Here is a 20,489-nt window from a genome sequence, read left to right on the forward strand (position 1 = left end):
TTAAATTCTACTGGTTCCATCATCTGACCGATGATTCCATCTCCCATAATCATAACTGGATTTCGATATCTATCAGCTATATCAAAGGCTTCCATAGTTAAATCTACAGCCTCTTGGACAGAAGACGGTGCTAAAACTACTAATTTGAAATCCCCATGGGCCATACCTTTAGTAGCTTGAAAATAATCAGACTGAGCCGGTTGAATTCCACCTAAACCTGGGCCTCCCCGTACTATATTTACAATTACCGTTGGCAATTCAGCCCCAGCAATATATGAAATTCCTTCAGCCTTTAAACTAATACCTGGACTAGAAGATGAAGTCATAACTCTAGCTCCAGCTCCGGCAGCACCATAAATCATATTACTGGCTGCCACTTCACTCTCTGCTTGTAAGAATACGCCATCTTCTTTTGGTAACTTTCTAGCCATATACGCAGGTAATTCATTCTGGGGTGTAATTGGATATCCAAAGAAATACTTACATCCAGCTTGAATGGCTGCTTCTGCAATGGCTTCATTCCCTTTCATTAATACTTTTTTTCCCATCCTAAAACCTCCCACTATATTATTCGAATTTATATTTCATTATCTAATTAATTTGAAATCAAATAAAATTATTTATTATCATAATTAAATACTAAATAATTTTCAATTACTATAATATAATAAAAAGATAATTTAGTTAAAATGACCAATTTAAATTAAGTTGGTCATTTCAACTAATATTAATATCTAATATAACTTAAAATTTTAACAATCTTTAACAAAATTATTTCACTAAAACTTCTTGTGAAATTGAAAATTAATTTATTCTTCTTTATTAACCTCAATAACTACATCAGGACAAATACTAGCACAGCGACCACAGGATATACACTTATCTTCATCACTAACTGTAGCTGCATGAAAACCTTTGACATTAATCTTATCATCTATAACTACTATATCTACAGGACAAACTGTAGTGCATAGTTCACAACCCTTACATCTATCCTGATCAAACTCTACTTTTGCCACTACACTACCTCCTTTATTATCATTTATTATTATACTCAATATCTTAATTAATATTAAAAGCCATTTCACAATATTATCTATTTATTAAACTAAATTTAAGAATATTTTTTTGCTTCCTCTTCACCTTTTAAAACTCTTAAAGCTCCTTGAGCTAAAGCTTTTAATTCATTTTCTCCTGGATATATATCAATTGGTGCTATAAATGAAACTCTATCTTTAATAATTCCAGTAAATAATTCAGAGTATGCAATTCCACCAGTTAATACAATAGCATCTACATTTCCTTTTAAAACTGTAGCAGCAGCACCTATCTCTTTGGCTACTTGATAAGCCATAGCTTCATAATATTTCTTAGCTTCTTCATCACCATCATCTATCATTTCTTCTATCTTTCTAGAATCAGTAGTTCCACAATAAGCCATTAAACCGCCTTCACCCACAATCATTTTCTTGACATCAACTAATTCATAATCGCCGGAAAAACATAATTTAGCCAATGCTCCAACCGGTAAGGTACCGCTTCTTTCTGGTGAAAATGGTCCTTCTCCATCTAAAGCATTATTGACATCTATTACTTTTCCTTGATGGTGAGCACCAATAGAAATGCCACCTCCTAAATGTGCTACGATTAAATCTAATTCTTCATACGAACTACTTAATTCAGTAGCAGCCTTTCTAGCCATGGCTTTCTGATTCAATGCATGAAAGATAGAATCTCTATCAAATTTAGGATGTCCTGATACTCTAGCAATTGGTAGTAACTCGTCTACTACCACGGGATCTACAATATACGCTGGAATATCATACTGCTGAGCAATCTCATTAGCAATTAATCCACCAAGATTAGATGCATGTTCTCCTAAAACCCCAACTTTAAGATCTTCTAACATCGACTCATTTACTGAGTAAGTTCCTCCCGAGATGGGTTTTAATAACCCACCTCGAGCAGAAACAGCATCTAACTCTTCAAGATTAATTCCTTTCTCTTTAAGTGCTTGAAGTATAACTTCTTTCCTGAAATCATATTGATCTGCTATTCTTTCGTAACTTCTAATCTTATCCTGGTCATGTTCAATGCTAACTTCCATAATAACTTCTTCATTCTCATAGATAGCAAGCTTAGTTGAAGTAGAACCAGGATTAATTATTAAAACTTTAAACTTCTCCATTAGCTACTCTCCTCCATTTTTTTACTTGTTAGGTTTTCTTATACTATTTAACTTCGACAACTTATTGATTCTTTCCTCTGCCATTACATCAGCAGCTTTATAAGTTGGAATATTATCTCTTTGAGCAATTTCAAATACTCTTTGAATTTTATCATAAATAGTTTCAACCTTACGAGTAGCTCTTTCAGCATTATATCCATTAGAATTAAATTCTTCTGCTACATTAATTACCCCACCACCATTAATAACATAGTCTGGAGCATAAACCATACCTTTCTCTTCTAGTAATTTACCATGCTTTTCTGGATCCTTTAACTGATTGTTAGCTGCTCCAGCAATGACATCACACTTTAATACTTCTAAAGCTTCATCATTAACAATGGCACCTAAAGCAGTAGGAGCAAAGATATCACAATCAACACCATAGATAGTATCTGGATCTACAACTTCAACACCAAAGTCGTTAACAACTCTCTTTAAATTATCTTCGTATAAGTCTGCTACAACTATTTCTGCTCCTTCTTCATGTAAATGCTTAGCTAAATAATATCCAACATGTCCTACTCCTTGAATTACAACTTTCTTTCCTTCTAAAGAATCAGAACCATATGCTTTATTTGCAGCCGCTTTCATTCCACAGTAAGTTCCGTAAGCTGTAAATGGAGATGGATCTCCACTTAAACCTGGTAACCCACCTACATAATCCGTCTCTTCTTTTACATGAAGCATATCTGATGTATTAATTCCTACATCTTCAGCTGTAATATATCGCCCACCTAAGCTATCAACATATCGTCCAAATGCTCTAAACATTTCTTCATTCTTATCTTCACGTGCATCGCCTATAATTACTGTCTTTCCTCCACCAAGATTAAGTCCCATAGCCGCATTCTTATAAGTCATACCTCTTGATAAACGTAATCCATCTAATAAAGCGTCATCTTCGTGCTCATAAGCCCACATTCTAGTTCCACCTAAAGCCGGCCCTAAAGTAGTGTCATGAACACAAATTATTGCCTTTAAACCAGACTTTTTCTCCTGTACATAAACGATTTGTTCATAATCATACTTTTCTAAATACTCAAACTTATTCATTATTAAAATCCCCCTTAATTAGTTAATTGATTTATTTGATACATTTGGTTTAAATATTTAAACCAAAATTTATTAGCTATTATTATACTCTGCAACTACTTTACCTAATATAATCGAATTTAATTTATTCTTATAACTATCAGCTCTAGATGACAATACCACTGGAGCAGCAGCACCTATCACCGTACCAGCAATAATAGTATTAGCTAAATGAGTTAAAGATTTATATAATACATTGCCTACCTCTATATTTGGTACCACTATAACATCAGCTTGTCCTGCAACTTCACTATCAATTCCTTTTACTTCCTTAGATTCCATACTAATTGCATTATCAAAAGCTAAAGGTCCATCAATTATAGCATCCTGAATTTGCTTTCTATCTCCCATCTTAGCTATAGCAGCCGCATCTAATGTGTTCGGCATCTTAGGATTTACTTTTTCTACTGCTGAAACCAACGCTACCTTCGGCTGTTTAATTCCTAATGACTTTGCAACCATAATAGCATTTTCAGTTATCTGCACTTTCTCTGATAAATCCGGTGTAATATTCATTGCAGGGTCTGTCATAACCAATAATCTATCAAATTTTGGAACATCTAATACAGCTACATAACTTAATAATTGATTAGTTCTTAAGCCATGTTCTCTATTTAATACAGCTTTAAGTATTTTAGAAGTACTTAATAAACCCTTCATTACAAAATCTGCTTTCCCCTGATTTACTAATTTAACTGCCTCTTGAGCAGCAGCACTTACATTCTTTAAATCAATAATTTTATCATCTATAAATTCTAAATTTTCTTCATTAGCTGCAGATAATATTTTTTCCTTATCTCCAACTAAAATAGCCTCAACTAACCCTTCATCTTCTGCTAATTTAATCGCCTTTAATGTTGCACTATCATATGGCGCTGCAACTGTCATTTTGCTTGTTGGGCTCTGCTCAGCTAGTTCAGTTAATTCAGCAAAGTCTTGAATCATTATTATTCCCTCCTGATATAACATATATTTCTTTTTATATTCATATCTTATTTAAAATTCGACATATATAGTTTTATAATGTCACGATTCTTTAAAATATTCTTATTATTTTATTAATGCAGATTTCATGCCTAGGTTGTGAATTCTCTCAAAATTATTCAGAATTCATTTTATTCTTATTATATTTAGGGAATTTAAACCTATTTATTACTTTAACTTCTAAATATGAAATAATATTATCAGAAATAATTACGCAACTATTTTCATACTGCAATATTATTCATGAAATATTATTCATAATTATGGTTTGCTTCTGCCTAACTCATCTAAATAATTCAGCAACTTATTTTGACTAATAAATTCTGTTAATGAATACTTTTCAGTATAAAGATGTATTAATAATAAAAAACTAATTAAAATCAATTTATAAATTGACTCTAACGAAAATACAAGACTTAATCCTAAAAATGAACCTAAAAAATTAGAACCAACATCTCCTAGCATAGCCTCTTCTCTTAAATCTATCGGTAGCAAAATAAGTGTCATTGCCAAAAGAGGCATAATTAATTTATTAAAAAATAATCCTGTTATTAAAATAATAATAATAAACCCTTTTAATGCTCGTCCAGGTCGTAAATCAAGTAAATTAATAAAATTCGTCATTAAAACTATAACTAAAAAATTAACCCCTAATAAAAACAAATCACTATTTAGTCTATTTACAATTAAAAAAGCTGCTACACCAATTAATATTACCTTTAACAAACCCGTAGTTATCTCAAAGTCATAAAATAGCTTTCCTAAATGTCCACTAAATCCTCTATTTGTTCCATCTCCAAAATAATCATCAAGTAGGCCTACTAACGCCACAACTGAAATTAAAAATAAAAATGAAAGGCTAAGTTGCCGGGGATATATATTAATGGTTTGCCCTATTGCTAAAATAATAATTGCATTAATTACTAATAATATACCATAACCAACAGGCAACTGGTTACCTGAATAATTTTCAATTACTAAATGATACCTCACTAGAAAATGTTTAGTTAAAGGGTAACCAATATAAGTTAACATTAAAGCTAAACTAAATAAGAATAACATTACTTTCCTCCTTGGATTTGAGATAAGAATACAGTTAACACATCTTTAAATTGTCGGCCCCGATGTTTAAAACCCATCCAATCTCTCCCAGTCTCTTGGTGGCTCATATTCACTGGTACTTCTTTTACTTTAAAACCACCTTTAATAGTTTTAATTGTCATCCCTACCTCTACTCCAAATCCTGATTCAAAACCATTTAAATAACTTATTAAATTTTTAGTTAAGACTCGTTGTCCAGAAAGAGGCGAGTCAAATTGTAAACCTGTGAATATCTTTAATCCTACTCTAGCCAAAGTAGTAACTAAACCAAAACCTCCTTTTTTCTTAGGAGCAGGAAATTTAGCAATCGTCATATCCACCTCTTGTTGTAAAACAGGTTTTAAAAGCTTCCTTAATTCTAAAGCTGTTTTACCTAAGTCAGCATCTATTAAAGAGATTATCTGTCCCTTGATTTCACTTAACCCTTGATTCAATGCTTCTCCCTTTCCTTGATTAATCTTCAAATCTATCAATTTAATATCTTTAAACTCTTTTACAATATTAACAGTTTTATCAGTAGAACCATCATTAATTACTATAATTTCATTTACATCTTCTAATTGTTGCAAACTAGATATTGTATCTCCAATTTTATCCTCCTCATTATATGCAGGGACTAATACAGTAACTTCTTTATTTAACATTATCATCTAACCCCTTATTTAATTCTAATATATACTTAATTAACTTCCGATTAGACATAAAAAAACTCTCTGATAAATAAGAAATTCTTTTAACTATCCCTTGAAACTTATTTTTTATACCTCGATCAACAAAAAACTCTTCTTTGCCTAAACAGATTAAATAATCATAAGTCTCTATTTTAGAATTCTCTTTTAAGTTATTTACAGTTTTAATAGTTATCTTATCACTACCAGCTATTCTTAAAATCTGTTTCATTTTGGCTGCTTTTTCTTTAAAATCATCATTATTATATACTACCAAAACTTTACTACCATTAATTTTATCTTTAATTACTAAAGGTAAAATTTTTTCTTGAAATTTATGATTTGTTTCTAGTTTTTCTTGTAAACTTTGGACTTGATTCTGAAATTGTTGATTATTTTGACGTAATTGATTAAAGTCAGTTTCTAAACGGCTAATTAACCTTTTCTGTTCCTTTATTACCCCTTCTTCTCCTACCATTGAGCTACCAATCAAGATTCCAATCCCTAAACTTAAAAAGATTATAACTACAGTTATGATTTGATACCTAAGATCAATTACCATCCACAACCTTCTCCCTTCTAATTCTAGAAACCTAAACTAAATCGTAACTTTATTAATAGTAATCGCATCATTTGCTGCATCGGTGGAGCAACACCTAATATAATTATCACTGGAACTAAAGCAGCAAATAATAACTGTAGAATATGTTTTGATCGTAGACGACTATTATAAAGTTTATTTACCCCTTTAGCATCTATTAATTTATCCCCTACTTTTAGCCTAATTAAAAAGGTGCTGGCCATTCCTGGTCTACCTTTTTCTAAAAAATCTATCATATTCGAATGGGTTCCTACGGCAGTAATTAATTCTGCTCCTTTTTCATACGCCAATAACATAGCTATATCCTCACTAGTCCCTGGAGCCGGAAATTTATGAGCATTTAAACCTAAATCTTTGACCCGTTTTAAACCTGGAGCTCTTCCATCAGGATAGGCATGAACAATTAATTCTACATTTTCTTGCTGTAAAGCTCGATCACTAATACTATCCATATCTCCCACAATTATATTAGGTTTTAAGCCAACTTCTAATAAAGCATCAGCTCCTCCATCTACACCTATCAATATTGGGCGTACTTCTCTAATATAAGAAATTATAGCTTCTAAATCCTGTCTATAATCTTGACCTCTTACTATAATTAATACATGCCTTCCTTTAATACTAGTTTTTATTTCAGGAGTCTTTAGGCCTAAAACCAGTTCTTTTTCTTCTTTAGCATATTCTAAAGTATTCTCCACAAATTTTTCTAACTCATCTTCTAAATTATTTCTACTCTCTATAAGTCTTTCCTCTAATTTAACCCTATCTAAGACTTTACCTTGAGATATTTCTATCCCATCTTTAATTATTCTATTATCTATTAACTTAATTCTTTCTCCGTCATTTAATTTCTCAAAAATATCTGAACCCACTTCTTCTAATATGAAAATCCCATTTTCAATTAATTTTTCTGGACCTAAATTAGGGTACTTACCAGTAATAGAAGAACTTGCATTAATGACAGCTTTAACTTCAGTATTAGTTAAAGAGATAGCTGCCAACTCATCTATATCTTTGTGATCAATTACTGCTATCTCCTTTCCATTCAGCCTTTTAACTAAATCTTTTGTTTTCTTCCCTAGCTTTACTCTACCTTCTAATTCCATGTAAGTCCCTCCAAATTAATTTCATTTTTAGTATATACTCTACAGTCAGTTCTAATACCAGATAAAAAACTACATTTTAAAGTAAAAAGTGGTTATAAAAATAAAAAAGACTAAGCATGATAGCTTAGTCTTTAAATAACTTATTATTATTTATATGATTTTAAAATCTTAATTATAAAAAGAAGTATCATTAATTATCCAGCTCTTAATTCCAATCGTAACTTATCAGCTATTTTAGCAATAAATTGAGAGTTAGTCGGTTTACCACTTTCAGTAGTAACAGAATGACCAAATAATCTGTTAATAGCTTCAGTATTGCCACGTTCCCAAGCAACTTCAATTGCATGACGAATTGCTCTTTCTACTCGACTTGGAGTTGTATTAAACTTACGAGCTACTAATGGATATAATTCTTTAGTAATAGCACCTAATAATTCTACTTCCTCAACTACCATACTAATAGCTTTTCTTAGATATAGATAACCTTTAATATGAGCTGGTACACCGATTTGATGCATTATATCAGTTATTCTAATATCTAAATTTTGACTCTTATTGGCATTGCTTGAAGTAGCACTAGCAGTTAAGCCACCTTTTTTACTAATTGGATTCATTAGTTGTTCAATTCTACTTACTAACTTATCCAAATCAAAAGGTTTTAGAATATAATAATTAGCACCTAACTCTACAACTCTTTGCGTTAATTCTTCTTGACCAAAAGCAGTTAACATAATCACTTTTAATTCATTAATCTTACCATTATTATTTAACTCTTCTAATACTCCTACTCCATCTAAATGCGGCATAATTATATCCAAAATTACAACATCAGGATCTTCCTCCTCAATTAAATCTAGTGCTTCTAGGCCATTATTCCCTACTCCTACTACTTCCATTTCTTCTTGTTCATCAATAAATTCTCTAACTAACTGACAAAACTCCTTGTTGTCATCTACTAATAATACTTTGACACTTTCATCTGCCATAATTGAATCCTCCTTATAAATATAGTTCGCAATTTGTAAAATATTTGTAAATATTATGTATATCTTAGTTATAACTTCTACATATATTTCCAGTTTCCTCCTTTTAATTTAAAAAACTAGAGAATTAATTTAAATTAATTCTCTAGTTTTTTTGTCATTTTTTGTTGTATAATTCCTGACTTTTGAATCATCCATTCAGCCAAAATACCATAACCCCTTGTCGAATCATCGACAAACACATGAGTGACCGCTCCTACTAATCTCTCATTCTGAACTATTGGACTACCACTCATACCTTGGACTATACCCCCAGTCATATTTAATAGATCGTAATCAGTTACTTTGACTATTAAACCTTTTTCTTTGGGGTGATACTGTTTAAATACTTTCTCAATTCTTACATCAAATTCTTCAATTGCACCACCTTTAATTACTGTATAAATCTTTGCTGGTCCTTTCTTTACTTGTAATGCTGTAGCAACTGGGATTGGGTCTGGAAAAAAACTATTAGAAATAATATTATTTAAACGTCCATAAATTCCAAATCTGCTATTCATCCGAATTTTACCAATGATATCCTGATTACTAAAAAATGTTCCTAATTTTTCTCCTGGATAACCATTGCTTCCTTGGTGAATACCAGAAATATCCGCTTTAACTATCTTTCCTTCACTAACCATAATTTTATTTCTACTATTAGGAGCAGTAATCATATGCCCTAATGCGCCATATTTTTTAGATAAAGGATCATAAAAACTTAATGTTCCAACTCCAGTAGCTCCATCATCAATATAGAGACCAATCATATAACGTCCAAATTTATTCTTCTTAGGATGAAGCTCCTTAATAATTAAATTATCTTTTCTTTTTAATTTAAGTTTAATAATCTTCTGTTTACTTCCATAATAATTAATTAATTTAGCTAATGATTCTTTACCTTTTACCGGTTGATTATTTACTGCTAAAATTCGGTCACCTACTTCTATTCCTGCCTTTTTAGCCGGATAATACTTTTGATTATCTGTACCTAATACATGTGAATTTTTTACTACTAATACACCTTCTGACTTTAAAATAACTCCAATTGATTGTCCACCTGGATACACTTTAACTTGAGGAATTACATTAACTACTGCTTTCCTTAAAGGAATTACTCCAAATAAATTAAATTCTAAATTAACTTTTCCTAAAGCCATTGATTTAATTGATAAAGGTTTACCTAAATTAACCTTAAAATAATCTTTACTTACTTCATCACCATTTATTTTTATTTTATTACCTTGGTGAACTCGAATATAAACACTAAAAGGAAAGTTAATATTTAGAAGTTGTTGTCGACCTTGGATTATTTGAAATTCTTCAGGAAAGCCAATCAAAGTTAGTAATTTAGGAGTTAAAAAGGCAATTAATACTAGACAAATTACAGCATAAAATAGATATCTTTTCCATCGTTGCTTCACAAATTAAATCACACTCCTACACACCCTCCCCAATTGTGTAGACTTCCTCCAAAAAAATAAGAACATCTCTATATTAAAGATGCCCTGTTTTACTCTCATTTATTCAATTTTAACTCTATTAAAAATTACCCTTCTTCTTTCTAGCTAATCTAATCATTTCATGTGCGTGTTCTCGAGTAGTATCAGTTAGACTACTACCACCTAACATACGAGACAGTTCTTTTATTCTTGCTTCCTCAGTTAAATAAGCCAATTTTGTCTTTGTATGATTAGCAGCCATATCTTTAGAAATATAATAATGTGTATCTCCCATACTAGCAATCTGAGGAAGATGAGTAATACAAATTACCTGATGACTTTGGGCAATAATAGCTAGTTTTTCACCTACTAAATTTGCTATTCTTCCACCAATTCCTGTATCTACTTCGTCAAAGATTAATGTTTGAACTTGATCTGATTCAGCTATGATCTTTTTCAAAGCCAACATAGTCCTAGATAATTCTCCACCAGAAGCAATCTTTGCCAAAGGTTTTAAATCCTCTCCTGGATTAGGAGATATTAAAAATTGAATATTATCTATACCATAAGCTGTAATATGATTTAAACTTAAATCTATATCATTATCTACTTTTGATGTTAATTTAATTTCAAATTCACTTTTACCCATAGATAAATCTTGTAATTCTGACATAACCTTTTTTTCAAAATCATGAGCCACTTTTTTCCGAAGGTTTGATAATTGATTAGCTACCTCTAAATATTTCACTTCCAATCCTTTAATCTCTTTTTCTAATTCTTGTAAAGTTTCTTCACTAACTGTTAATTCTTCTAATTCTGCTTGAATCTCTGCTTTATATTCTAAGATTTCAGCAATATTATCTCCATATTTTCGTTTGAGTTGATTAATCACTTGAATCCGTTTTTCTATTTCATTTAATCGCTGAGAATTAAATTCTAATCCATCCTGATAATCATTTAATTCATAGGCTACTTCTTCTAATTTATAAGTAGCATCAGTTAATAATTCAACAATTGATTCCAATTTAGGATCTAATTCAGCAATAGTACTTAAGTCTTTATCAAATTGATGTAGTTGGTCAACAATTGCCATCTCTTGAAAACCACTCTCATAAAGTTGATTATATACCTGATTAGTTACTTTAGCCATTTCTTCTGCATTACTTAACCTTTTCTTTTCAACTAATAATTCTTCCATTTCTCCTTTAGTTAACTCAGCTTTAACTATTTCATCTATTTGAAACTTTAGAAGATCTACCTTTCTAGCTCTTTCTTTTTCGTTCTGATTTAAAGTAGCAAACTTCTTTTTCTTCTTTTTTAACGATTCATAAACTTTTCCCACTTCTTCTAATAATCCCTTTGCTTTATCGCCGGCAAATTCATCTAATAACATCAATTGATTACTAGCTTTGAATAATAATTGATCATCATGCTGACCATGAATCTCAATTAAATATTGACTAATTGCTCTAGTCATATCTAAAGTAACTATTCTTCCATTAATTCGACTGCGATTATTACCGCTATGGCTTACTTCTCGAGTTAAAATTATGCCCTCAACTGAATTATATTGAATACCAAACTCTTTAAGTTTATTTTGGACTTTTTCATTATCTTTAATACTAAAATTTGCTTCAATAACAGCTTTTTCTTGGCCACTTCTAATATATTCAGTAGAAGCTCTTCCTCCTAATAACATCTCAAGAGCTTTAATTATAATCGATTTCCCGGCACCAGTTTCACCTGTAATCACATTCAATCCAGCATGAAACCCAACTTGTAATTTTTCAATTAAAGCAAAGTTATAGATGCTTAAGTTTAGCAACACTATTACTTCACTCCTTAAATACTCAAATTTTTTAATCTTTCTAAAAGTTGAGGTACTACTTCCATAGGCTTGGCAATAATTAAAACAGTATCATCACCAGCCAAAGTAGCTAAAACACCATCCCAATCTGCATTATCTAATAAAAAGGCTATTCCATTAGCAGTCCCTGGTAAAGTGTTAATTACAATTAAATTCTCACTATAATCAATTTTAATTACAGCATCTTGGAACATTCTTTCCATTCGCCCTTCGAAATTACCCTCTTGTCTTTCCGGCGGTAACGCATATTTATATCCTCTACCATGCGTAGGAACTTTGATTAATCCCAACTCTTTAATATCTCTAGAAACTGTAGCTTGTGTTACATTAATACCATCCTGTCTTAAGCGATTAGCTAATTCCTCTTGGGTACTAATCTCTTCTTCTTGAATATAATTCATTATTTTTAAATGGCGTTTGCTTTTCATTGCAATCCTCCCTTTAAAAGTCACTTCTTTGTAACCGTGTTCTTAAAATTTTATAAAAATTATAATCTTTTAACTTAACTAACTTAGTAACTAAATTAGATTGTTTAATTATCACTTGATCATCCGAGAATAATTTTAACCCCTCTTGACCATCTACAGTTAACATGACATCCTCATGATCAGCCCCAACTTCTATTTTAACTACCTCTTCTTGAGAAGTTACTATTGAACGAGCATGTAGAGTATGTGGACAAATAGGAGTTATAACTAATGATTTTAATTTTGGGTTAACTATTGGTCCTCCAGCGGATAAAGAATACGCAGTCGAACCAGTAGGACAAGCAATAATTACTCCATCAGCTGGATATGTAGTTAAGTATTCTCCATCTATATAAGTAGTTAGTTCTATCAGTCTAGCAAAAGATCCTTTAGTTATTACTACATCATTAATAGCAATTACTTTACTAATACTTTCTCCATCTCTAATAACCTCTGCTTCAATCATCATTCGTTCTTCTACTTCAAAATTACCTGCTACTAAATTTTTTAAGGCCTTCTTAAGGTCATTTAATTCTATATCAGTCAAGAAACCTAAACTACCCAAATTAACTCCTAAAATAGGAAGTTCAGCAGTAGCAAACTTACGAGCAGTATTTAAAAAAGTTCCATCACCACCAAATACAATTACGAGATCTACTTTACCTACCATCTCTTGATAGGACGAACTATGTTTTATATCTCCTATTACTTTAGCAGCATTCTCTTCAATTAAATAATTAACTCCCTGCTCGCGAAACCATTCTATAACATCTTTAACTACTTCAACTGCTCTTTCTTTAGTAGGATTAGGTATTAATCCAACTCTTTTCACCAAACCACTCCTTCATAACCTGTTCATTATCCTTGTCTATAATTCATTCTGTGCCTTCTCAATTACTTTTGCAATTTTTTGCTCTAAATTATCAATTCTATTCTCTGTAAATTTAAGACTAAAGTGAGCTAAGTACTCAATATTATGTCCTTGAGCTCCTGTAATCGGTGAGAAAGATAGATCAATTAAAGATAAATCAATATCTTGTGCAAAATTTACAGTTCTATTAATAACCTCTTTATGCACTGCAGGATCTTTAACTACCCCATTATTATTTACCTTTTCTGGCCCTGCTTCAAATTGAGGCTTAATTAAAGCTATAATATCTCCTTCTTCTATTAATAAATCTATCAAGGCTGGTAATATTTTAGTTAACGAGATAAATGCTACATCAATAGTTGCTAAATTAAACCTGACATCAAAATCTTTTGGTTTTAAATATCGAGCATTAGTTCTTTCTAAATTAACAACCCTATCATCCTGTCGTAATTTCCAAGCCAATTGTCCGTAACCAACATCAATAGCATATACACACTTAGCGCCATTTTGTAATGAACAATCAGTAAAACCACCTGTAGAGGCCCCAATATCTACAATGAACTTATCTTGAAGATCAATATCAAATATATCTAATGCCTTCTCTAATTTAAGACCACCTCGACTAACATAAGGATGTACTTTACCTTTAACATCTATATCTGCATCCTTCTCAACTTGAGTTCCAGCTTTGTCTTCTATTTCACCATTAACCAAAACTAAACCGGCCATAATAGCTCTCTTAGCTTTAGACCGGCTAGGAAACAATTCTCTTTTAGTAACTATTTTATCTAATCTATCTTTAGACATCAACAGTCAGCTCCTTAATCTTCTATTATCTTTAATACTCTATTAATGATTCCTGTTTGATTCAAACCATATTTACCCAATAGAATATCTTGAGCACCCTGTTTGACAAATTCATCTGGAATCCCCATACGACTAACTTGAATATCGTTTAAATCATTATCAGATAGCATTTCTAGAATAGCACTACCAAATCCACCTTGTAACGCCTGTTCTTCAATTGTTAATATTTTACCACATTTTTTACTTAATTCTAAAATTAACTCTTTATCTAAAGGTTTAACAAACCTACTATTAACTACGGTAGCTTCTATGCCTTGGTCAGCTAATTTTTTACTAGCCTTTAGCGCCGGCATAACCATAGAACCAATAGCCAAAATAACAATATCTCTTCCTTCCCTTAATACTTCAGCTTTACCTATCTCTAATTCCTTAATCTCATCATCTAGTTCTACTCCTATAGCTGAACCCCGAGAATACCGAACTGAAGTTGGACCTGGATGATTAACAGCTGTCTTCAACATATTCCGTAATTCATTTTCATCCTTAGGTGCCATTATAGTTAAATTAGGAATATGTCTTAGAAAAGAGTAATCAAATACTCCCTGATGCGTCTCCCCATCTTTACCTACTAAACCTGCTCTATCTATCGCTAATGTAACAGGGGCTTCTTGTAAAGCTACATCATGTACCACTTGGTCATAAGCACGTTGTAAAAAAGTAGAATAAAGGGTTACTACTGGTTTCATATCACTTAATGCCAAACCAACCCCCATAGTTACTGCATGCTGTTCAGCAATTCCTACATCATAAAATCTTTCTGGAAATTTATTTTTAAATTTATTTAATCCGGTTCCACTAGGCATAGCCGCTGTAATCCCTACAATATCATTATCTTCAGCAGCTAATTCTAATAAAGCATCACTAAATATTTCAGTATACGTTGGAATCTCTCGCTTTCTTTTACTCTTTCCTGTTTTAATCTCAAAAGGGCTTGTCCCATGGAAACTTGTCGGTGAATTCTTAGCCGGTGGATAACCCTTACCTTTAGTAGTTATGGCATGTAATAAAACAGGCCCCTTTATCTTCTTAGCACGTTTTAAATTTTCTTGTACTGCCTCTAAATCATGACCATCTATAGGACCTAAATAAGTAAAACCAAACTCTTCAAATAAAACACCTGAAACTACTAAATACTTTAAACCATCTTTTACCCTATCTACTGTATTAAATACTTTTCCCCCAATAGCAGGAATCTTGTTAAGTAAATACTCTACATCCTCTTTAATTCGATGGAGCATCGGTTCTGTTCTTAATTTAGTTAGATAATTTGATATGGCCCCTACATTTTCTGCTATGGACATTTCATTATCATTTAATACAACAGTTAAATCCTTACCTAAATGTCCAGCATGATTTAAAGCTTCAAATGCCATCCCACCTGTCAAAGCTCCATCACCGATTACCGCTACAACATCGTTATCTTCATTCTTATGTTCAGCAGCACAAGCCATTCCTAAAGCTGCAGAAATAGAAGTACTACTATGACCAGTATCCAAAAAATCATGTTCACTTTCACTACGTTTAGGAAAGCCACTTAAACCTCCATATTGGCGTAAAGAAGAGAATTTATTATAACGTCCAGTAATTAATTTATGAGCATAAGCCTGATGACCTACATCCCAAATTATCTTATCTTTAGGACTATCCAAAACGGTATGTAATGCTAAAGTCAACTCCACTACTCCAAGACTTGAAGCTAAATGCCCTCCTGTTTTAGATAAAGTAAGTATAATTTTTTTACGAATTTCTTCTGTTAATTCATCTAATTCATCTAATGAAAGCTTCTTCAAATCCTGAGGTGAACTAATCTTCGATAAATATTCTGACATAATAAGATATCACCTTCTCACAATTTTATTAGTTAATTATTAATACTTAAGAATTATAAACTCACAGTTGAAAGATTTAATAATAGTAAAGTAATAAAGCAATAAGAATACCTAATAATGCACCAACAATAACTTCATACGGAGTATGTCCAACTAATTCTTTTAGCTTTTGTTGTTTTAACTCCCCATGATGAAAAATTTCATCAGCTATCTCATTTAATATTTTAGCCTGCTTCCCTGCTGCTCTTCTTACACCTGCAGCATCATACATCACGATTAATGCTACCCCTAGAGTAACACCATATAGACTAGAATTCCAACCTTCTTTTAAGCCAACTCTAGTCGATAAGGCCATTATAAAAGCAGCATGTGAACTAGGCATCCCCCCAGAACCTACAAACCGTTCTAAGTTTAGCCTACGGTTCATTGAATAATTAAGAATAACTTTTAATAACTGAGCAATTAACCAAGCAGTAGCTCCAGTTAGTAAGACCTGATTAGCTAATATTTGTTTTATAAACATGTATCCCATCCCTATATCAATATTAGATTAATACTCACGGTCTACTATATAATCAGCCAATTCAATTAAAGGTTCAGCATCATCACCAAAGATAGAAAGAATCTTTTTAGCTTCCTGAATTTTATCCTTAGCCATTCTCTTTGATTCTTCTAAACCATAGATAGCAGGAAACGTTGCTTTGTCTCTATCTATATCACTACCAACATCTTTACCTAACTTTTCTTCATCCCCTACTATATCTAGGATATCATCAATGATTTGAAAACTCAATCCTATATTATGAGCATAAGTGGTTAATGCTGTTAACTCTTCATTATTAGCCCCACCAAGAATCGCCCCTACTCTAACTGCCGTCTTCAATAGGGCACCCGTCTTATGGTTATGGATATATTCTAATTCATCTTCTGATACTGTTTCACCTTCAGCAACAATATCAGCTCCTTGCCCTCCTATCATTCCTTGATGGCCAGCCCCTTTTGCTACTTCCTTTGTTACTTTAATTACTTGTTTAGGAGTAAAATCTCCTTCTAATTGAGTTATTAGCTCAAATGCATAAGTTAATAAGGCATCCCCAGCTAAAACTGCAATCCCCTCACCAAAGACTTTATGATTAGTTAATTTCCCGCGACGATAATCATCATCATCCATACAGGGTAGGTCATCATGAATTAATGAATAATTATGAATTAATTCTATAGCTATAGCGGCCGGTAAAACTTCTTCTTCTTTCTTTTTAAATAATAAATTAGCTACCATTAAAGTCAAGACTGGCCTTAAACGTTTACCACCAGCTAAAACACTATATCCCATTGCTTGATGTAAAGCTTTAGGTTTTTCTTCTTTAGCTGGCAAATAAATAGTTAAAGCTTCATTTATTATATCAGCTTTAGATATAATAAAATCATTAATATCCATTATTCTGCCCCTTTCTCCTCTAAATTATAAGATTTCACTTCTAAACCATCTACTTCATTATTAATAATTATTTCTATCTTTTCTTCAACTTCTTGCAGGGTTTGAGAACAGAATTTAGAAAGTTTAATCCCTTCTTCAAACTCCGTTAATGACTCTTCTAACCCTAGCTCACCAACCTCTAATTTATCGACAATTTCCTCTAATTCTTCTAGAGCATCTTCAAAAGATAATTCATCTTTATTACTCATCATTACAACTCCCCTTAAGTTAATCCACATTAATATCACATAACTTATTTCTACATCAAATTTCTATTCCCTGCAAAATACTGATTTTCTTACTGTAATCTTAGTATAACCGTAGGTTAATTCAGGAATAAGTATTTTTCTATACAATAAGAAATCCTCTACCATATACATCTGATAGAGGATTAGAATCTAATTAAAATTTCCTGGGTAATGCTTTAATAGCATTGAAAATTATTTTTACTATTAACTCGTTATTCTTTGCCAATCTCTTCTTTATTTATATTGTTGATTTTAGACTTTATTCTACCATCTGATAATATAATTTCTAAATCATCACCAAGCTCAACTTCATCTACTGAAGATAATCCTTCTAATCCTTCTTCATTCCTACAATAACAGTAACCTCTTGTTAAAATATTTAAAGGGGATAAACTATTCAATTTGCCTACTTGACTTTGAAACTGCTCTTTAGCTAAATTAATACGATTCTGCATATTATTAGTTAATCTTTCTTTTAGTTCATCAACCCTTTGGTTTAAATCCTGTAATCTACTTTTAGGTTCTAAAAGAGCTCTTCTTTTAGTTAAGTCCTCTAAATTCTCATGAGAATTTTTCACTTTCTTTTTCATACTTTGGACTAAATTATTGGTTAATCTGTCTAAATATTTTTTTAAATTCTCACGATTAGAAATTACTAACTCTGCTGCTGCTGACGGAGTAGGAGCTCTTAAATCTGCTACAAAATCAGAGATAGTATAATCCGTCTCATGGCCTACAGCAGATATAACTGGAACTTTAGAATCAAAGATAGCTCTAGCTAACTCCTCTTCGTTAAAAGCCCAAAGATCTTCTAATGATCCTCCGCCTCTTCCCATAATAATTACATCAACATCATCTTGTTGATTCAGTATTTCTAGAGCATTTACTAACGTAGGAACAGCATGGTCCCCTTGTACCGTAGCTGGTGCAATTAAGATTGAAACATTAGCAAATCTTCTTTTAATAACTGATAAAATATCACGAATAGCTGCACCTGTTGGGGAAGTAATAACTCCTATCTTTTTAGGAATCTTAGGAATCTCTTTTTTATACTCTTCTGCAAAAAATCCTGCTTTTTCTAGCCGTTCTTTTAATTGTTCATAAGCAATATGTAAAGCCCCGACACCATCAGGCTGTAAATCTTTTACATAAAATTGGTATTGACCTCTTGGTTCATAAACACTGACATAACCGGTAGCTAATACTTGCATTCCATTTTCAGGTTCAAATTTTAAATTCTGATTATAACTTCTAAACATCACACCACTTATTTGTGTATTCTCATCTTTAAGAGTAAAATACATATGTCCTGAACTATGATGATGAAAATTAGATACTTCACCAGTAATTAAGAGATTACTCAATAATTCATCTTGCTCTAATTTACTTTTAATGTATTTAGTTAACTCTGTTACTGTAATTATCTTTTGTTTCATAATTAATTTAATAACTCCTTATTTAGTATTAATTAGAGCCCAAGTTAGAAAGTGAGAAGGCTACACAACAATAAAGATGCCAAGTGTCGTTAATTTAAACTGACTCCTGGCATCTTTATTAATATTAATATAACTATTAGTTAGCTAACATATCCTTACAAGATTGAACCGTATCTTTTAATAACATAGCAATAGTCATCGGGCCTGCTCCTCCAGGTACAGGAGTAATTGCACTTGCTTTCTCTTTTACATTTTCAAAATCAACATCGCCTACTATTTTTCCATCTACTTCATTAATTCCCACATCAATTACAATTGCTCCTTCTTTAACCATATCAGCCGTAATTAAATTAGGTACTCCTGCAGCCACAATGACAATATCTGATTCTGTAGTATAACTAGCAGTATCCTTAGTATCAATATGACAAACAGAGACTGTAGCATTTCTATTTAATAATAGAAGCGCCATTGGCTTACCAACTATATTACTATGACCAACTACAGTTACATCTTTACCTTTTAACTCAATGTCATACATGTCAAATAAGGCCATAACTCCTTCTGGAGTACACGGAACATATGCATCCCCATCAATTACTAACTCTCCGATATTATAAGGGTGAAAAGCATCAAGATCTTTATCAGGATCAATAGATCTAATCACTTTATCGTCATCCACCTGGTCTGGTAAAGGCATTTGAATTAAAATACCATTAACATCATCATCATTATTTAAGTCATCCAATTCTGCCAATAAGTCTTCCTCAGAAATATCTCCTGGTAAGTCAACTACTTCTGACTCAATACCTACTTTATCACAAATTCTTTGTTGAAGTTTAATATAAGATTTTGAAGCAGGATTATTACCGGCAAAAACGATAGATAATTTAGGTACAACCCCCTCCTCATCTTCTAACTTTTCCACTTCTCTTTTAATTTCTTCCTGAATCTCTTTTGACTTAACACTACCATCTAAGATCAAAGTTTCCTCTGACATTTTTAGAATCCCTCCATGAATAAATATTTGACAAGACCTTCTCCTTAGAAAAAGAACGGCTTTCTTGTATAATTATTACTTTAATTATAATTAAAGTAAAGGTCTCACCATATTATTTATTCACCAAACTGTAATAAAATACCTTTCTATTTTAATAATTTTTAGAAAATTATTCTATTTGCAG

20 protein-coding genes and 1 pseudogene are annotated in these 20,489 nt (G+C 31.7%); all 21 read right to left on the reverse strand.

What is annotated here, in order from left to right; translation table 11 throughout:
• Positions 1 to 548 (reverse strand): annotated as a pseudogene (locus tag B5D41_RS09680) (3-methyl-2-oxobutanoate dehydrogenase subunit beta); the annotation flags it as partial.
• Between the two features lie 261 nt (positions 549 to 809).
• Entirely contained in the window at positions 810 to 1,019 is a 210-nt protein-coding gene (locus B5D41_RS09685) for a 4Fe-4S dicluster domain-containing protein (RefSeq protein WP_078810428.1), read from the reverse strand.
• Between the two features lie 95 nt (positions 1,020 to 1,114).
• Positions 1,115 to 2,188 carry a butyrate kinase gene (gene buk / locus B5D41_RS09690; RefSeq protein WP_078810429.1) on the reverse strand — a complete coding sequence of 358 codons (1,074 nt, stop codon included), beginning with the start codon at positions 2,186 to 2,188 and terminating at the stop codon, positions 1,115 to 1,117.
• A 21-nt stretch (positions 2,189 to 2,209) separates the two neighbouring features.
• Entirely contained in the window at positions 2,210 to 3,283 is a 1,074-nt protein-coding gene (locus B5D41_RS09695) for a Glu/Leu/Phe/Val family dehydrogenase (protein ID WP_078810430.1), read from the reverse strand.
• 72 nt (positions 3,284 to 3,355) lie between these two features.
• Positions 3,356 to 4,267, reverse strand: a complete 912-nt coding sequence (locus B5D41_RS09700; RefSeq protein WP_078810431.1) for a bifunctional enoyl-CoA hydratase/phosphate acetyltransferase — start codon at positions 4,265 to 4,267, stop codon at positions 3,356 to 3,358.
• A 300-nt stretch (positions 4,268 to 4,567) separates the two neighbouring features.
• Positions 4,568 to 5,368 carry an MraY family glycosyltransferase gene (locus tag B5D41_RS09705; protein ID WP_078810432.1) on the reverse strand — a complete coding sequence of 267 codons (801 nt, stop codon included), beginning with the start codon at positions 5,366 to 5,368 and terminating at the stop codon, positions 4,568 to 4,570.
• Positions 5,368 to 6,051, reverse strand: coding sequence for a glycosyltransferase family 2 protein (locus B5D41_RS09710; protein ID WP_078810433.1), 684 nt, complete (start codon positions 6,049 to 6,051; stop codon positions 5,368 to 5,370). The genes B5D41_RS09705 and B5D41_RS09710 overlap by 1 nt, the downstream gene beginning before the upstream one ends.
• Entirely contained in the window at positions 6,041 to 6,637 is a 597-nt protein-coding gene (locus B5D41_RS09715; RefSeq protein ID WP_078810434.1) for a copper transporter, read from the reverse strand. Before B5D41_RS09715 ends, B5D41_RS09710 begins: the two co-directional genes overlap by 11 nt.
• Before the next feature lie 23 nt (positions 6,638 to 6,660).
• The gene (gene steA / locus B5D41_RS09720) at positions 6,661 to 7,782 is read right to left on the reverse strand and encodes a putative cytokinetic ring protein SteA (RefSeq protein ID WP_078810435.1); all 1,122 of its coding nucleotides are present in this window, start codon (positions 7,780 to 7,782) and stop codon (positions 6,661 to 6,663) included.
• A 194-nt stretch (positions 7,783 to 7,976) separates the two neighbouring features.
• On the reverse strand, positions 7,977 to 8,768 hold the full coding sequence (gene spo0A, locus B5D41_RS09725) for a sporulation transcription factor Spo0A (protein WP_078810436.1): 792 nt from the start codon (positions 8,766 to 8,768) through the stop codon (positions 7,977 to 7,979).
• Positions 8,769 to 8,902: 134 nt separating this feature from the next.
• Positions 8,903 to 10,228 carry a SpoIVB peptidase gene (gene spoIVB / locus B5D41_RS09730; RefSeq protein ID WP_078810437.1) on the reverse strand — a complete coding sequence of 442 codons (1,326 nt, stop codon included), beginning with the start codon at positions 10,226 to 10,228 and terminating at the stop codon, positions 8,903 to 8,905.
• 118 nt (positions 10,229 to 10,346) lie between these two features.
• Positions 10,347 to 12,074 carry a DNA repair protein RecN gene (recN, locus tag B5D41_RS09735; protein WP_078810438.1) on the reverse strand — a complete coding sequence of 576 codons (1,728 nt, stop codon included), beginning with the start codon at positions 12,072 to 12,074 and terminating at the stop codon, positions 10,347 to 10,349.
• Between the two features lie 14 nt (positions 12,075 to 12,088).
• Positions 12,089 to 12,541 carry an arginine repressor gene (argR, locus tag B5D41_RS09740; protein ID WP_078810439.1) on the reverse strand — a complete coding sequence of 151 codons (453 nt, stop codon included), beginning with the start codon at positions 12,539 to 12,541 and terminating at the stop codon, positions 12,089 to 12,091.
• Between the two features lie 13 nt (positions 12,542 to 12,554).
• Positions 12,555 to 13,412, reverse strand: a complete 858-nt coding sequence (locus B5D41_RS09745; RefSeq protein WP_078810440.1) for an NAD(+)/NADH kinase — start codon at positions 13,410 to 13,412, stop codon at positions 12,555 to 12,557.
• A gap of 36 nt (positions 13,413 to 13,448) precedes the next feature.
• The gene (locus B5D41_RS09750) at positions 13,449 to 14,258 is read right to left on the reverse strand and encodes a TlyA family RNA methyltransferase (protein WP_078810441.1); all 810 of its coding nucleotides are present in this window, start codon (positions 14,256 to 14,258) and stop codon (positions 13,449 to 13,451) included.
• 14 nt (positions 14,259 to 14,272) lie between these two features.
• Positions 14,273 to 16,147 carry a 1-deoxy-D-xylulose-5-phosphate synthase gene (dxs, locus tag B5D41_RS09755; RefSeq protein ID WP_078810442.1) on the reverse strand — a complete coding sequence of 625 codons (1,875 nt, stop codon included), beginning with the start codon at positions 16,145 to 16,147 and terminating at the stop codon, positions 14,273 to 14,275.
• A 76-nt stretch (positions 16,148 to 16,223) separates the two neighbouring features.
• On the reverse strand, positions 16,224 to 16,670 hold the full coding sequence (locus tag B5D41_RS09760) for a divergent PAP2 family protein (RefSeq protein WP_078810443.1): 447 nt from the start codon (positions 16,668 to 16,670) through the stop codon (positions 16,224 to 16,226).
• 27 nt (positions 16,671 to 16,697) lie between these two features.
• Entirely contained in the window at positions 16,698 to 17,585 is an 888-nt protein-coding gene (locus B5D41_RS09765) for a polyprenyl synthetase family protein (RefSeq protein WP_078810444.1), read from the reverse strand.
• Positions 17,585 to 17,833 carry an exodeoxyribonuclease VII small subunit gene (xseB, locus tag B5D41_RS09770; protein ID WP_078810445.1) on the reverse strand — a complete coding sequence of 83 codons (249 nt, stop codon included), beginning with the start codon at positions 17,831 to 17,833 and terminating at the stop codon, positions 17,585 to 17,587. The genes B5D41_RS09765 and xseB overlap by 1 nt, the downstream gene beginning before the upstream one ends.
• A gap of 251 nt (positions 17,834 to 18,084) precedes the next feature.
• Positions 18,085 to 19,308 (reverse strand): exodeoxyribonuclease VII large subunit, encoded by a 1,224-nt coding sequence (xseA, locus tag B5D41_RS09775; protein WP_078810446.1) that lies wholly within the window; start codon positions 19,306 to 19,308, stop codon positions 18,085 to 18,087.
• 136 nt (positions 19,309 to 19,444) lie between these two features.
• Complete coding sequence (locus B5D41_RS09780) at positions 19,445 to 20,314, reverse strand: bifunctional 5,10-methylenetetrahydrofolate dehydrogenase/5,10-methenyltetrahydrofolate cyclohydrolase (protein WP_407695266.1); 870 nt, start codon at positions 20,312 to 20,314, stop codon at positions 19,445 to 19,447.
• Positions 20,315 to 20,489: the final 175 nt, after the last annotated feature.

Origin of the sequence: Selenihalanaerobacter shriftii (genome assembly GCF_900167185.1) — a bacterium.
Taxonomy (GTDB): Bacteria; Bacillota; Halanaerobiia; order Halobacteroidales; family Acetohalobiaceae; genus Selenihalanaerobacter; species Selenihalanaerobacter shriftii.

Bases quoted from the DNA above. Each gene is read 5' to 3' on its own strand.
- buk (WP_078810429.1), bottom strand. From the start codon at position 2,188: ATGGAGAAGTTTAAAGTTTTAATAATTAATCCTGGTTCTACTTCAACT.
- B5D41_RS09695 (WP_078810430.1), bottom strand. From the start codon at position 3,283: ATGAATAAGTTTGAGTATTTAGAAAAGTATGATTATGAACAAATCGTT.
- B5D41_RS09700 (WP_078810431.1), bottom strand. From the start codon at position 4,267: ATGATTCAAGACTTTGCTGAATTAACTGAACTAGCTGAGCAGAGCCCA.
- B5D41_RS09705 (WP_078810432.1), bottom strand. From the start codon at position 5,368: ATGTTATTCTTATTTAGTTTAGCTTTAATGTTAACTTATATTGGTTAC.
- B5D41_RS09710 (WP_078810433.1), bottom strand. From the start codon at position 6,051: ATGTTAAATAAAGAAGTTACTGTATTAGTCCCTGCATATAATGAGGAG.
- B5D41_RS09715 (WP_078810434.1), bottom strand. From the start codon at position 6,637: ATGGTAATTGATCTTAGGTATCAAATCATAACTGTAGTTATAATCTTT.
- steA (WP_078810435.1), bottom strand. From the start codon at position 7,782: ATGGAATTAGAAGGTAGAGTAAAGCTAGGGAAGAAAACAAAAGATTTA.
- spo0A (WP_078810436.1), bottom strand. From the start codon at position 8,768: ATGGCAGATGAAAGTGTCAAAGTATTATTAGTAGATGACAACAAGGAG.
- argR (WP_078810439.1), bottom strand. From the start codon at position 12,541: ATGAAAAGCAAACGCCATTTAAAAATAATGAATTATATTCAAGAAGAA.
- B5D41_RS09750 (WP_078810441.1), bottom strand. From the start codon at position 14,258: ATGTCTAAAGATAGATTAGATAAAATAGTTACTAAAAGAGAATTGTTT.
- dxs (WP_078810442.1), bottom strand. From the start codon at position 16,147: ATGTCAGAATATTTATCGAAGATTAGTTCACCTCAGGATTTGAAGAAG.
- B5D41_RS09760 (WP_078810443.1), bottom strand. From the start codon at position 16,670: ATGTTTATAAAACAAATATTAGCTAATCAGGTCTTACTAACTGGAGCT.
- B5D41_RS09765 (WP_078810444.1), bottom strand. From the start codon at position 17,585: ATGGATATTAATGATTTTATTATATCTAAAGCTGATATAATAAATGAA.
- xseB (WP_078810445.1), bottom strand. From the start codon at position 17,833: ATGAGTAATAAAGATGAATTATCTTTTGAAGATGCTCTAGAAGAATTA.
- xseA (WP_078810446.1), bottom strand. From the start codon at position 19,308: ATGAAACAAAAGATAATTACAGTAACAGAGTTAACTAAATACATTAAA.